Below are 14117 nucleotides of genomic sequence, written 5' to 3'. Positions count from 1 at the left end.
GTAATAGCTATTATCATCCGTTGCGCCCTACGGTGCTCGACTCACAGTGCGGTCTTGAGCTGGGACGAACCTGTCTATGGCACGACGGTATTGGGTTTGCATACTCATATTTTGAACGCCTTCTAAACTCTCACCAGCGTCGTCTTTACTTGTGTCGTGGTCGTCAGCGGAAGTGGAAACACAGCCGCTAACGACCACGACGCATGCCAGTATGATTCCCTCGATCCGAAATCGGCTGTTCATCGCACGCTAGTTTTATATATACGGAATCGACCAACGAATTTATCCTTGAGGCCGAGGATCCACGGGTGCCATGCCCATGCGCGCATCATGAATACGGTGGATAATCTCAATCCCAATGGATCCCAGGGCAGCAATCGCAACCGCGGCGATAATAATCGGCGTCGGAGGCAAAATGAACTGGTGATACCACAGCAAGACCGGCACCGTGAGCACCAGGATGAACACTACGTACAGCACAATGAGCATGGCAATTTTCTGCCAGTTCAGTGGTCGTGAGATGACGTTGAGCAACCACAGACCCGTCAGCGTCAACGTGATAAATGTTGCAGTTTGCAATTGTTCCATGACCAGCGGGGCCGTGGGATCTTCTTCGGCAAACGGTAGTACGCCACTGAAATCACCGGCCCAGACGCGGGCGTACCAGTTGATTCCCCACAGGGCTGCCACCAGCACGATGCCCGAAGGAATGGCAAACTTCAGCGCACGCGATAAGAATCCTGGCACGTAGCGTCTTGGGTTGGGCATCAGCGCCAGGATGAAGGAGGCGATCCCGATGAATAAGAAATCTGCGGTCGACATTTGTCGGGGCAACGCCGGGTACTGCCAGGCCAGCAGGGAGAAAAACAACACGAATAGGAACGCGTAGGAGGTTTTAGCCAAGAACAGGTGCGCCAGGCGTTCCATATTGGCGATCACCTTGCGACCTTCGGCCAGAACGTGCGGTAGTCGCGAGAATTTGGAATCCAGCAGGACCATGCGGGAGACGGCTTTGGTGGCAGCAGCAGCGTCCCCCATGGCGATGCCAAGGTCGGCGGTTTTGACGGCCAGAGCGTCGTTGACGCCGTCACCGGTCATCGCCACCACACGGTTGCGGTACTGCAGCGCTTTGACCATTTGTTCTTTTTGATCCGGTGAGACCCTCCCGAATACCGAGTACTGGTCCATGACCTTGGCCATCTCTTCGATGGTGTCGGGTAACTGGCGCGCATCATAGCCGGGGCCGGGGTGTTCCCAACCGATCTGCCGGGCCACGGCTGAGACCGTGTGCGGGGAATCGCCAGAGATGACTTTGAGCTCGACGCCCTGTTCTTGGAAATACTCGAGGGTTTCGCGGGCGTCGTCGCGGACTTTTTCTTCAAAGGTCAGGATGGCGGCGGGGGAGAGGTTGGACGGCAGCTCGATTTCGTCTCCGAACCAAGGGTGTTCTGGGGTCGCCGCCCTGGATGGCGTCGTGGAATGAGCCAGGATCATGGTGCGCTTGCCGGTTGAGGAGAGTTCCTTGGCGCGTTGGTGGTACTGGTCTTTAGTGGTTTCATCCACGTTGAGCGCGGGAATAATCGATTCGGGCGCACCCAGTATCCACGCTCCGGCAGCCGGGGCGGTTGTCTCAGGTTGACCGAATGCAAAAGCAGACCAGCGGCGCTCGGACGCAAAAGCGATCGCGTCGGTTTGTGGCAGGTTCGGGACGTTGGGGAAGGGCTCACGCAGGGCGGCCGCGGTGATATTGGCGTTTGGATCCGCCCCGATATGACCAAGCACCAGGTGCCACCCGTGATCGATCTCCGAAAGCTGCTTGGCTTCCGAAAACTGCATGATGCCTTCGGTCAGGGTACCCGTTTTATCCAGGCACACGGTATCGACCCGGGCCAGGATTTCTACGGCCGGCTGTTCCTGGATGAGCACCTTTTTGCCGCTCAGGGTCAGCGCGGCGACCGCAAAGGAAATGGTCGTCATCAGCGCCAACCCCTGCGGGATCATGGTCGTAATCCCGGAAATGGTGGCGATCAGCGCCCAGTTCATGGTGCCGTCGGCAATCACCTGGTCCCAACCACCCAGGGCTTTGATTTGTCCCCAGGCGACCACGGCAATCAGCGGGATGAGTGCGATGGTGATCCAGCTGGCCACCTTGTCCAAGGCGGTGCGCAGTTCCGAATTGATCTTGGTAAATTTGCGGGCACGTCGGGTGAGTTTGGCTGCGTGCGAGTCTGCCCCCACCCCGGTGATGCGGAAATACCCGTTGCCGGCCACCACGGAGGTGCCTGACAGCACGGCGGTTCCGGTGGGTTTATAGACTGGGTCGGCTTCCCCGGTGATCAGGGATTCATCAACATCTAGGCTTTCGGAGGCCAGGACCACACCGTCGGCGGGGACCTGGTCGCCAGCACGCAGGAACACGACGTCGTCCAACACTGCCTCATCCAACTGGATTTTGGTGTGTTCGCCGTTGCGGTGCACGATAATGCCGTCTTGGTGCAACAGGGCGATGCGGTCGAGTTTGCGTTTGGCCGAGTATTCTTGGACCACGCCGATGATCACGTTGGACACCCCGGCGATGGCAAAGAGTAGGTCCAGCCAGCGGCCCATGAGGATAATGCCCAGCGCGCACAGGAAAATGACCAGGTTGAACAGGGTCAGCACATGGGTGCGCAGGATGGCGGCCAGGGAGCGGGAGGAATCATCCGGCTGGATGTTGGTCAGCCCGGAGCTGGTGCGGGTGCGGACTTGGGTGTCGGTGAGTCCGGATTGCAGCAGGACGTCGTCGTCGATGATTCCTGGGTCAGCAACTCCGCGAGCGGTCAACAGCGTGTGGCGATGCTCGACGGAGACATCCACCTGGGATGATTCGGAGTGCGACGATGCCGCGCTATTGCGCAACGGGGTGGACTCGGACAAAAAACTACCTACCTCAAACGCTGTTGGCCCCTTCAAGTTTAGCGAGATCTTGGTGAACCGAACTCGTCCGGAAGGTGGATTTTCGTTGTGCACAAGACAACGGGTGGGATGATTTGCTCATCCCACCCGTGGTTCGCGCTTTAGTTGCCGAAGCGTTTGGGTAGGGCGGTGGCCCAGCCTTCGCGCAGTTCGTCAATTGTTGCGGTGAATAGGTCCTGGATTTCTAGGGCCTGGGATCCGGCGTCGACCACGCCGATGCGCAACGATGGGTAGTTGCGCGACTCTGCGATACCCCGGAAGCGGACTTCCTCCGATAGGGGCACGGCGACGAGCGCGCGAGCCTGGGATTCGGAGAACAGTGCGGTGAAGGCGTCAATGCCATCGCGTTCGGTGATGTAGCTCAGGTTAATGCGTACCCCGACGCCGGCGGCCAACACCATGTCGGAGAGCGCACCGGCCAGGCCACCTTCGGACAGGTCGTGTGCGGCATCGAGCATGTGGGTGCGTGAGGCGTTGGTGAGCAGTCCGGCCAGTTGTTGTTCTTTGGCCAGGTCAACCTTTGGTGGCACGCCGCCGAGGTGGCCGCGCAGGTGGGCGAACTGGGAGCCGTCGAGTTCGTCGAAGGTTTCACCCAGCAGGTAGAGGGCTGAACCATCAAAGGCCGGGTGCAGCCAGGAGGGCACTGCGGTGGCGACGTCGTCATAGCGACCCAGGGTTACGATCATCGGGGTTGGGTGGATTGGGGTGTCCACGGTCTGGTTGTACAGTGACACGTTGCCACCGGTGACCGGGATGCTCAATTCCATGCAGGCATCGGCAATACCGCGGGTGGATTCGGCGAACTGCCACATGACGCCTGGATCTTCGGGCGAGCCGAAGTTCAGGCCATCGGAGATACCCAGCGGGGTGGCACCCGAGGTGGCCACGTTGCGGTAGGACTCGGCCACGGCCAGCTGGGAGCCCGCGTAGGGGTCCAGGTAGGTGTAGCGCGAGTTGCAGTCAATGGCCAGGCCAATACCCATGCCGGTTTCTTCATCCACGCGCAGCACACCCGAGTCATTCGGCGCGCCCTGCCGGGTGTTGCCGCCCACTGAGGTATCGGTCTGGGTGGTGATCCAGGAGCGATCGGCCATATTGGCGCTAGCCATCAGTTCAATGACGGCGGCCTTGAGTTCCTCGCCGGTTTCGGGCAGGTTGGCGGCAGCATTTGAGGCGCGGAACGTGTCGGCCTGCACGGTGTCCAACCACTCGGGACGGGCGTATGGGCGTTCGTAGACCGGTCCGCCGTCGGCCACCGTGGTGGGGTCGACGTCGACAATGCGTTCGCCATTCCAGTCGATGGTCAACCGGCCCGAGTCGTTGACCTCGCCCAGCCACGAGTACTCGACACCGTATTTGGCCATGATCTCTTCAAATGCGCTCGCATTGTCCGGGGTGACCACGGCCATCATGCGTTCTTGGGATTCCGACATTAAGATGTCACCGGCGGTCAGGCCCTCATCACGCAGCAGCACGTTGGTTAATTCCACGTGCATACCGCCGTCGCCACCGGCTGCCAGTTCCGAGGTTGCACAGGCAATACCTGCGGCCCCCAGGTCCTGGATCCCTTCGACCAGCGATTTGGCGAATAATTCCAGGGTGGCTTCGATAATCACGTTTTCTTGCAGCGGATCACCGGCCTGGACCACCGGGGTGTTGGCGGCACCCTCGTCATCAAATGCCGCCGAGCTCATGGCCGCCCCACCGATGCCGTCGCCACCGGTGCGGGCACCGAACAACACAATTTTGTTGCCGGTACCCGAAGCCTGTGCCAGACGCAGATCCTCGTGCCGCAGCACACCTACCGCCCCGGCGTTAACCAGCGGGTTGCCCTGGAATACCGGATCAAAGGCGGTTTCACCCGCGATATTTGGCACACCTAAAATGTTGCCGTAGTGTCCAACACCGGCCACGGCACCCTTGACAATGCGGGCGGTATCTTCATGATTCTCATGGCCCACGCGTAGCGAATCCAGCACGGCCACCGGGCGCGCGCCCATTGAGATAATATCGCGCACCACGCCACCAATACCGGTGGCGGCACCCTGGAATGGTTCCAGATAGGACGGCGAGTTGTGCGATTCGACCTTGAAGGTCACCGCCCAGCCATCACCCAGATCGACCACGCCGGCGTTTTCGCCCAGGCCAACCAGCATGTGCTGTTGCATTTCCTCGGTGGTTTTCTCACCGAACTGGCGCAGGTGCACTTTGGAGGACTTATACGAAGTGTGCTCGGACCACATCGACGAGTACATGGCCAATTCGGCCTCGGTTGGACGACGGCCCAGGATCTCGCGGATGCGCGAATATTCTTGCTCATTGAGCCCAAGATCGGCCCAAGGTTGTTCAACGTCTGGGGTTTCACCGGCATGGGCAACCGTATCTAGTGGTGTGTTATTCACCGATAACTCCTTCATCGTTGGTTGCACCTGCGGCACGCACCACGGAAATAAATAGGCCCTGACCATCCACGCCCAAACCTGGGCCGTCTGGATGATCGGTACCAAAGCCTTCTTCGATCGCATATTCCGGGCTAGCCATCAATCCCAGCACCAGCCCGTCATCTGAACTAATCCCGGCAATGGCGCGCACCGAACCGGACGTCGAATCCTTGGCGCGGACAATCACGTTGCCCGCTGACTCCAGCGCATCGAGTTCGTCCTCGGTTGCGGTGTATTGACCAAACGCGCCCTTTTGCGGCAGGCGAATGACCTCGGCTGCCTGGTAGGCATTCGTGATGGCCGAAACGTTATTTTCGACAATGAATTCCACATCGGCGTGGTGATAGCCGGGGTCGGCGTTGGCGATGAACCCGCCGGGCAACATCCCGGCTTCGGTAAGTACTTGGAACCCATTGCCCAACCCAATCACGGTCAGCTCTTTGGCCTTGACCGCATCGGCCAGCACCCGCATGATCGGCTGGGTTGCCGCCAGCGCACCGGGGCGCAGGTAGTCCCCATAAGAAAACCCGCCCGGCAAGATGACGACCTTTAGGTCAGCCACATCAGGAGCGGTTGTAGTTTTTGGGTGCAACTTCACCGGTTGTCCACCGGCCAGCTCAACGGCGCGGAGCACCGAGGCCGCATCAGTTGCCGCGTCGAACATTACGACGCCGACTTTCGGTTCGCTCATTTAGCCACCTCAACCTTGGCAATGTATTCGGTCGATGGGTTGGCCAGCAGTTGAGCGGCAAGTTGTTTGGCACGATCCAGAACCTCCGCGGTTGCCTCCCCGTCAACTGTGAGTTCAAAACGCTTTCCTTGGCGCACGGATGAAAACTCGTGGAACCCTAATTCGGGCAGCCGAGCATCGATGGCTTTACCTTGTGGGTCAAGCACCTCTGGCTTCGGCATGACTTCAACGACGATTGTGGGCATGATCGCTCCTGATCTGGAATCTACCAATTGGCACCCCCGATTTTATCGAAAAATGCCAGCCTTGAGTTCAATGGGTCAAAACCGATGACGACGGCGCCAAATCACCCTTGGGCATCCACATAGCCGTGCTCATAAGCCCAGATCACCGCGTGAATGCGATCCTTGACGTCTAACTTCATCAAAATATTTGACACGTGAGTTTTTACCGTGGCCGGCCCCACAAATAATTCTTCGGCGATATCCGCATTTGATTTCCCCTTCACCAGCATCGCTAAGATCTCATCCTCCCGACGAGTCAGCGGTACTGGCAGCTCCGGAACCGGTTGCGACACCGTCTGGGGCTCGTCAGTAGACTCAGTGAACATCCGATCCAAGACTCGACCGGTCACCTCGGGGGCCAACAGCGACTCCCCGCCAGCTAATACCTGGATGGCATGAATTAACTGCTCAGGCCCAGCGGTCTTGAGTAAAAACCCCGACGCCCCGGCGTTGAGGGTCTCAAATAAAAAATCATCCCGATCAAACGTCGTCAGAATTAACACCGCCGCTCGCGCACCGGAAGCGGTCAGCTCCTTGGTGGCCTCGATCCCATCCATGTGCGGCATTTGCACGTCCATGCACACCACATCTGGATCCAGTGTTTCGACCTGGTCCAATGCTTCGCGACCATTTGATGCCTCACCAACCACCTCAACCCCGGGTTCTGTGGACAAAATAGTCGCCAGTCCCGTGCGCAATAATGGTTGGTCGTCCACTAACAGCACACGAATCGCTTGGTGGGTCATGAGACTCTTTCTGTTGATCGAACGCACGGCACCCGGACAATGACCTTCCAACCATACGGGGTCCGTGGCCCATATTCTAACGTGCCGTTCACCGCCTTCACGCGCTCTTGCATTCCCTGAATCCCGGTGCCGGTACCATTCAACACCGGATCATAGGCTGTACCATTATCGGTTACCGACAGGGTAATTGCCGTGTCTTCGTAGTCGAGTTCCACGTTCACCTCAACGTCGTCGCCGGCATGTTTGCGCGCATTCGATAAGGCCTCTTGGGCCACCCGATACAGGGTCAGTTCGACGGCGGCCGAGACTTCAACCGGCTCACCCGACATCGCAAATGTGACGGTCTGGGTGGTGGAGTCTGCCTGGCGTACAAGCTCTGGTAACTGACTGAGATCCGGTAGCGGCTCAGCAGAACCGTCCTGATCCCGTAGCGTGTACACCATGGTTTGCAGCTCATGAACTGCTTGGGCCGAGGACGCTTCGATCTGTGCTAGCTGCTCAACCACAGCTGCAGGATCACGTTGGGCTTCGACCAACCGTCGGGCTGCTGAAGCGTGCACGCCCATGACTGTTACGTGGTGGGCGACGACGTCGTGCAGCTCACGTGCAATGTGTAAGCGTTCGGCTTGGACGGCGGCGTCGGCGATTTTCGCATTGGCCTGGGCGAGTTTGTCGTGTGCGGTTTCTAATTTCCAGCGTTCCTTGGCGCGATTCCACGCCCGCCCGCCAAAATACCAAGCCGAAGCGTAATAGCCCAGCGAGATAACCAGGGTCGTGCCCAGCACATAAGTGAGATCACTGGCCGATAAGTTTGGCATGGTTCCTGTGGGATCCACGGTGTCATCAAAACCAACCATGAGGCTAACCGCTACCGTGCCGAACCATTGCAACCCAACTAAGACGATTCTGACCCAGAACGCTAGTCTGCGGTTGGACACCCACGCACCCACCGAATAGATCGTCATGAACCCAACGAACAGCAGTGAGTACGCATCGGACGAGATAGTTATTGACAACGAGATAAATGCCAGGACAACGATCAGCAGCGTATATATCGCCGCGATAGTAATCGGGAAGCGGCGGTAGAGCACCAGCAGGAAGGAAATCACCAAGGAGAACGCCTGCGTCAGCGCTAAGTCGAGCTGAGATGCAGTATAAATATCCGTCAACCGCAAAGCCTGCAGGCTCAGCACTGAAATAAACGCGACCACCACTGCCAGAATGGTGTCGGTGCGCAACCAGTTCTCCGGCAGCTTGCGAATAAACTGCGTTTCAGACGGGGCTGTTCCGTCAACTGACTGCGCAGGGGATAAAGACATAGATCGTCGCCTTGAAAATGTTCTGGTTGATGAACGTTGGGTAGTTCAATCTTAGCCAACGCTCGCATCACGAATGACTTCAGCGATAGTCGTCCTCCAACTGGGATTGGGCAATGAGAATCGGGATAACATCGCGCAGCACCGCAAATAAGACGCCAGTATCAAGCGATACGTAAGCCAGACCGTCCAATACACCGTCTCGATGATGTTGTCGTGCTGATCAAAGATGTGCTCAATGCCCGCTACGCTGCAGCATGGTCGTCGATGGTCGCAGCAATTTCGGTGCGCAGTTCATCCACCTCGTCGTCGGTCGGAGGGTCAATTCCGGCCCAGGCATGATTGGTTATATCAGCATATCCACCAATAATCGTGCACACTTCGTGAGGGTAGGTCACCAGGATTCACAACTTCCAGCCGAAACCTCTGGGTATGCGTTGGAGCCTTGGGCTGCGGAGTATCGTTATGCTTTCTTCGTCCCCAACATCATCAACTTCTGCGGGTCTGGAAACGGAATGAACCCTACCTGCGAATACAGCTCGTGGGCATCCACAGTCGAGAGCATGAAGCGATTCAGACCCAGTGGACGCACCATCTCTACAATCACCGACGATAACGCTGTTCCGAGCCCGCAGCCGCGGAACGGTCGGGCAATATACACATCGCACAGCCAGCCGAAGGTCACGCCATCGGTGAAGACTCGGGCGTAACCGACTTGGTCGCCTTCGGTGTTATAAACGCCGAAATTTATCGAAGCGTCTGCCGCTCGCGACACGGCTTCGAAGGAACGGCCGAGTGCCCAAAAAGCGTCGGTAGACAACCACTCGTGCACTGTGGAGAGATCGAGACGTGAACGGTCGGTATCAACGACAAAGCCGTCGTGCAATGCGACCCGAAGACCTGGATCTGACGCGCTGACAGTAACGCTCGCCGTCATGATGGCTTCCTTTCGGCAGAAGATATCCCGTACGAAGTTTATCTTCACTAATGTTTCGCACCAGAGTCTGTACTGTGACAGGACTTTGCGTGTTATTCACTGTCACTGGCTGCAGCAGTGGTCGAGAGACGTTAGAGCAGGACTCCGTCGCTGCTCGTTCGGTTATGCGCCACCACACGACCTCAAAGCTCCGGAGGCGGCAATCCTCCCAGCGGCACTCGTGCCTGAGCCGCCGGAAATTGATGCGCCATCGGTGGAACCTTGTCCCTCTACCGATGAGGTGGATGCTGTCGCTTTTGACGAGAAAGTTCAACGGGCCCTGGATTTAGGATGCGAACATGACGTTGACGGCGATATTACCTTCACTGAACCCGAGTTTGAAGCACAGTTGGCGCACCGGTAGGTACATAGAACAGCGATCAGATCGCTAGCCAACAGCAGCTGCACACATACATCTTGGAAACCAAGACATGAAGTCCAAGATCAAAACGCTCGGCCCCAGTCCTCCTGATCACTCTGGGGATTCTTGTACCACTGTGGTTCATCAGTGTGTTGTTTGCACGCATTGATGAAGCATCCACGCCCTCGGATGCAGCGTTTCCAGAAGTGCCTCAAGAATTTCAAGCCACCTCAATTAGCACAAGTTGTGGTTCTGGCGGTTGCTGGAAAATGATGCATATTCCGGTCATCTCGTCCGAAGAAACACAAGAAGTCGTCACAGCCATGAACGTCACCATCGAACGGTGCCATCTACGAAGCCTCTTGACCCTCTGCAAGACATGCCTCCCCTCCCGGCACACTGACAAGGGCGTATGGGTTTTCGCACAGTAGCCCTATTGATGACATCGTTTTAATCTCTCAAAATATGCTGGGTGATAGTTAGGGTTTCAACACATGCGGAGACAGATAGAAGCTGGAGTCCGGCGTATTACCGTGAGCAAAGCACCGGATACATGCCATTCTCCGCGACATCATGCTGGATTTCGGCAACGCGTTCCAGATTGCCCAAAAGATAGTGACCTTCTTCATGCTCGACAATGCTCTTACTAAGAAGCAACCATGAACATCTGCGTAGGGGCCACAACTTATCTCAGATTGCTGGGATAGTCAGCGCGGCCACTGTGGTGAGCACCCCGATACCCATGATGGTGAGGCACCCGGTGATGACAACGCGCTTGCGCTCAGCTGGCTGTTTGTCCGCGACCACACCGGTGATCCCACCGGCCAGCAGCACGAGACCGCAGCCGATGAACGAAATGAGCGCTTGGAGCGCATAGTCCGGTTTCGGTGGGGGAGGATCGACCAGTGCCGAATAGTACCGGAAAGACGCCACAGCCACCAATACGGCGATCACCAGCACTGAACATACGATCACCGTGCTCCGTGATGTTTTCTTAGACATTGTCTTCCTTCAGGCCCACCGGCATACACACCCCAAGGGCGCACCTGCTCCTTTTGAGATATACGTCCTGCCAATACGGAGCCGTTCACTTCGTGTAGTAGCTTTTCGCAGTGTCATGTGGGGTTTACATTCGTCACAGTGCAGTGCTGTGCTGCTGTGGGTAGATCAGTTTGAGTGCGTAGCGGGATCTTTGACCCAGAGATTGTCGGCTGCTTGATGCCAGCCAGCGTCGGTGAGATAGGTGGCGGAAGGACCATCTGCCACTAACGCCACAGCGACCGACCCATATTCCAGGGCGACGATCTTATCATCAGTCATCGTCCGGGTACCCGAACATCCTGCCCCGGCCTCATCGGTCGCAGGATCGAACTGCACCAAACACACCAGATCATCCGGGTCTTCGGTATTGCGTGCAACGAAATACGCTTTCTCGTCGTGGTCGCCAAGAAACCGTGCCGAGTCTCCAACGATAGCTGACATCGCGGTTACCGCGTCTGGAATAGCCCTGGAAGAGACCTCGCTGTCCAAGATCGCCAAATGGTCACTGGCATTCGGTTGCGAACAGGCGGTCAACAGAAGGCTCGTCCCCATGACCGGCGACAGGCATCTGCCAATGAAGTGTTGCCCCATCCTCGATCCCTTTCGTCGCTGTGCTCGGAAGACACAAATACCACACCGCCAATAGTCACGATGTACAGCACATCATGCCAGGGGTGTCCCTCGATTCCTAGAGCACATCGCCCCAAGTCACCGCACCGCAGGCGCCAGCATGATCTTTGGCGCGATGAAAATGCTCCTGCGAGTGGTCTCTGGGTACAATGGGCACCAACTATGGCCTCTAACACGGGCGGTCAGAAGGGACAGGCCTGGAATCATGCGACATCAGGTGGGAAAAACCTTGGGTGGGCTGCTGGCCATTGGTCCGTTATTCTGGTTCACTTCAGCTACCTATCATTCCTTGCGTTTGCCGCGGTCTTTATGGGGACGTGCAAGGACGTACCGTGCGGACACGCAACGTTCTTGCTATGACGACAGGGACATTTTTCGTCCATTTGGGAGTGATTCTGGAGTCGCTGGGTAGAACTGCAGCGGTACGCGCATCATTCGCCGCTGATGGGGGCATGGTCCAGGCATGGACTCCCTTTGCTGCTTTAGAGTCAGCGTTGGTTCTTGCCGGTGGTATCGCCGTTGCGGTTGGGGTGGCTGCATGGACCACAGTTGTCCTGTCTGCTATCCCAGTTCGTCAGCACGCACTGAACGCGAGTGTATCAGCATGATTACGCTGACTGGTTCGACCCCGCCAACGGATCAGATTCGCGATCAAATTCGAGGGCTGATCGTCACAGGGCAGCTGGCCGCGAATGACAGGCTGCCGTCAGTCCGCCAGTTAGCCAAAGATCTTAGCGTCGCGCCCGGGACTGTGGCTAAAGCGTATAAAGCGCTCGAGGCAGAAGGCTTTCTCATGGCCCGAACTGGTGCCGGGACCAGGGTCAGCTCGAATGCAACCATCACCACCAGGCCGGTGCTCAATGCTGCTCAAGATCTTGCCGAAACCGCAATCCGCTCCGGGACGAGCTTGGACGACACGATTCGCATCCTGCAGGCAATCTGGCCAAAATAACATCAAACTGAGGGGATGCTCAACGAGGCCAATGTTGGGATGGCACCGACATCAACAGTGGTGACGCCCTAGCCTGAGACGAGCCGCTTTCCTCGGTCGATAGCTGAGGATAGCCAGCACAACCTGTCGTTAATCGAACGTCGCCAGGTACTCGGCGATCGGAGCGGCATCCAGGGAGGCCAGTGCATCGGGTGAAAACGTTTGGCTTGTGGTTCCATGAGGTACCGTGATGGCTTCCAACACTTCGATAACTTCGTGCCAATTGACATCGTTATCCAGGAACCAGGGTTTGGCGAATCCAAGATTCGGTGACATCGTGATCCAGCCGGGTCCGGCAATACCGTCGGATTGGTTGAGAATAAACCGGAATAAACCCTCATCAGTTTCGGCGGCAGGTTTGACGACGATGGGCGCCGGTCGCCGTAGGTGAAGGTTGTACCACAAGGCATCTGGTGAACGTTGCGCGAGTTGGCGAGTATCACCGTTTGCCGCATCGAGATAGCGCAGAAAAGCAGGGTCGAGTTCGGCCAGCGTGTACTCGTCTTTATTTGAAGCCAGCACCACCTGGCGATTTTCACCCACCGGGTAGCCCACCTCATCTGCGGCAATGACCTTGTCCGCAACCGCGTCAGGGGAGGGTAATAACGGATTCATATGCATGGGCTGGATCCCCAAAGCCCAGGCACGTGCCTCGGGCTGGACAAAGAACTTGGCCGCGGGAACGTCCCAGCCACTTCGGATGAAAAAGAAATCTTCAAGGGTATAGGACTTCATCAGGCCGTTGTCATTGAGGTCAGCCATTCGGCGCCAGTTGGCATCATGATTCAACCGAGCGTAGGTCATCTGGGTGGTCTCGTTGGGATGCAAAAGATCCCCGCCGGTCGAAAATTCGAATGCGTCCGATGGGTGTGGCTTTTCGTTGGTAAAGACCACCACTGACCATTCATCAATCGTTTCTTCTAACCTGGTGACGTCGAGAGCACGTGCATCATAGGCATGGATCCGGTGGAGTCTGACCTGCCGGGCTAAATAGAACCGCAGCGCACGCCCGGAGGAGTGGCACAAGAATTTGGTCGGCAACACCCAGGCTGACACAGCCTTTGGGGCCAAGAATTTGTGGGTGGCCAGCACGAAATGACTATACAGGTCGGCAATCCCGGTGGGCCGGATGCCGGAGGACGCTTCGGCGGCGTCAGCGGCACGAACTTTGGCATCGGATGATAACTGGTGATGAAACGTTGCTGGCGGACGGGACAACACCATGGTTGCTTGCGGCAACTCCGGAGCAGATAGGCGTAAGAAGTCCTGCAGGTGGACTTCCAGCCCGGCTGGCTTCCAGAGATCATGGGCCAGTGCGGCAAACTGGTCATCGCGTTCGACCCCGTGGGCGGCGTGGATGTTCAGTGCCCCTTGCCCATCAGCAACGTGGTGGAGCAACGCCGAGAAAAAGATCCCGGTCCCCACGCAGGGTTCAAGAAAATTAATAGCTGGTCCGGGATGATAGCGCAGGGCGAGACCGGTGATTTCGCTGGCTTCAGGAAATGGGGTGGCACCTTGTTCAGCGGGATCAGCCTTGTCATCGGAGCGAAGCTTTTCTAGGAAGGCTTGGCCGGTTTGGCGCACGGTTTCAGTTCCAGTGACGTCAAAATCGAAATCCAGCAACCTTGCCTCCTCCCACCGCATGACGGCAGTGGCGCCGTCTAGCTCCAACAATAATGTGTCAA

General features: G+C 57.3%; 14 protein-coding genes. 3 read left to right on the top strand and 11 right to left on the bottom strand.

The window, feature by feature from the left end:
- Positions 1-282 precede the first annotated feature (282 nt).
- The 8 genes from K8V32_RS13890 to K8V32_RS13855 form a co-directional block, all read right to left on the bottom strand.
- The gene (locus K8V32_RS13890; protein WP_303908768.1) at positions 283-2916 is read right to left on the bottom strand and encodes an HAD-IC family P-type ATPase; all 2634 of its coding nucleotides are present in this window, start codon (positions 2914-2916) and stop codon (positions 283-285) included.
- Between the two features lie 140 nt (positions 2917-3056).
- A complete protein-coding gene (purL, locus tag K8V32_RS13885) occupies positions 3057-5372 on the bottom strand; it encodes a phosphoribosylformylglycinamidine synthase subunit PurL (protein ID WP_524536749.1) in 2316 nt (771 codons plus the stop codon).
- The gene (locus tag K8V32_RS13880; RefSeq protein ID WP_303908762.1) at positions 5350-6087 is read right to left on the bottom strand and encodes a phosphoribosylformylglycinamidine synthase subunit PurQ; all 738 of its coding nucleotides are present in this window, start codon (positions 6085-6087) and stop codon (positions 5350-5352) included. The genes purL and K8V32_RS13880 overlap by 23 nt, the downstream gene beginning before the upstream one ends.
- Complete coding sequence (purS, locus tag K8V32_RS13875) at positions 6084-6332, bottom strand: phosphoribosylformylglycinamidine synthase subunit PurS (protein WP_303908759.1); 249 nt, start codon at positions 6330-6332, stop codon at positions 6084-6086. The genes K8V32_RS13880 and purS overlap by 4 nt, the downstream gene beginning before the upstream one ends.
- Before the next feature lie 101 nt (positions 6333-6433).
- Positions 6434-7117: a response regulator gene (locus tag K8V32_RS13870; RefSeq protein ID WP_303908755.1), complete on the bottom strand. Its 684-nt coding sequence runs from the start codon at positions 7115-7117 to the stop codon at positions 6434-6436.
- Positions 7114-8436, bottom strand: a complete 1323-nt coding sequence (locus tag K8V32_RS13865; RefSeq protein WP_303908752.1) for a sensor histidine kinase — start codon at positions 8434-8436, stop codon at positions 7114-7116. Before K8V32_RS13865 ends, K8V32_RS13870 begins: the two co-directional genes overlap by 4 nt.
- A 242-nt stretch (positions 8437-8678) precedes the next feature.
- Positions 8679-8831 (bottom strand): hypothetical protein, encoded by a 153-nt coding sequence (locus K8V32_RS13860; protein WP_303908750.1) that lies wholly within the window; start codon positions 8829-8831, stop codon positions 8679-8681.
- 65 nt (positions 8832-8896) lie between these two features.
- The gene (locus K8V32_RS13855) at positions 8897-9370 is read right to left on the bottom strand and encodes a GNAT family N-acetyltransferase (protein WP_303908747.1); all 474 of its coding nucleotides are present in this window, start codon (positions 9368-9370) and stop codon (positions 8897-8899) included.
- Between the two features lie 220 nt (positions 9371-9590).
- On the opposite strand from K8V32_RS13855, the gene K8V32_RS13850 reads away from it, so the two are divergent.
- The gene (locus K8V32_RS13850) at positions 9591-9773 is read left to right on the top strand and encodes a hypothetical protein (RefSeq protein ID WP_303908744.1); all 183 of its coding nucleotides are present in this window, start codon (positions 9591-9593) and stop codon (positions 9771-9773) included.
- 687 nt (positions 9774-10460) lie between these two features.
- Here the strand turns inward: K8V32_RS13850 and K8V32_RS13845 are convergent.
- Both K8V32_RS13845 and K8V32_RS13840 read right to left on the bottom strand, forming a co-directional pair.
- Positions 10461-10772: a hypothetical protein gene (locus tag K8V32_RS13845; protein ID WP_303908742.1), complete on the bottom strand. Its 312-nt coding sequence runs from the start codon at positions 10770-10772 to the stop codon at positions 10461-10463.
- 165 nt (positions 10773-10937) lie between these two features.
- Complete coding sequence (locus K8V32_RS13840) at positions 10938-11252, bottom strand: hypothetical protein (protein WP_303908740.1); 315 nt, start codon at positions 11250-11252, stop codon at positions 10938-10940.
- Between the two features lie 521 nt (positions 11253-11773).
- On the opposite strand from K8V32_RS13840, the gene K8V32_RS13835 reads away from it, so the two are divergent.
- A complete protein-coding gene (locus K8V32_RS13835; protein WP_303908736.1) occupies positions 11774-12049 on the top strand; it encodes a hypothetical protein in 276 nt (91 codons plus the stop codon).
- Positions 12046-12393 carry a GntR family transcriptional regulator gene (locus K8V32_RS13830; protein WP_303908733.1) on the top strand — a complete coding sequence of 116 codons (348 nt, stop codon included), beginning with the start codon at positions 12046-12048 and terminating at the stop codon, positions 12391-12393. Before K8V32_RS13835 ends, K8V32_RS13830 begins: the two co-directional genes overlap by 4 nt.
- Positions 12394-12522: 129 nt before the next feature.
- Here K8V32_RS13830 and K8V32_RS13825 read toward each other — a convergent pair.
- Positions 12523-14117, bottom strand: a 1595-nt coding sequence (locus K8V32_RS13825; RefSeq protein WP_303908730.1) for a DNA methyltransferase family protein, incomplete at its 5' end; no start/stop codon positions are given.

The sequence above is a fragment of the Enteractinococcus helveticum genome, from assembly GCF_020742345.1.
GTDB lineage: Bacteria > Actinomycetota > Actinomycetes > Actinomycetales > Micrococcaceae > Yaniella > Yaniella helvetica_A.
Note: the sequence above shows the minus strand (reverse complement) of the source record. Positions and strands in the feature narration are given on the sequence as shown.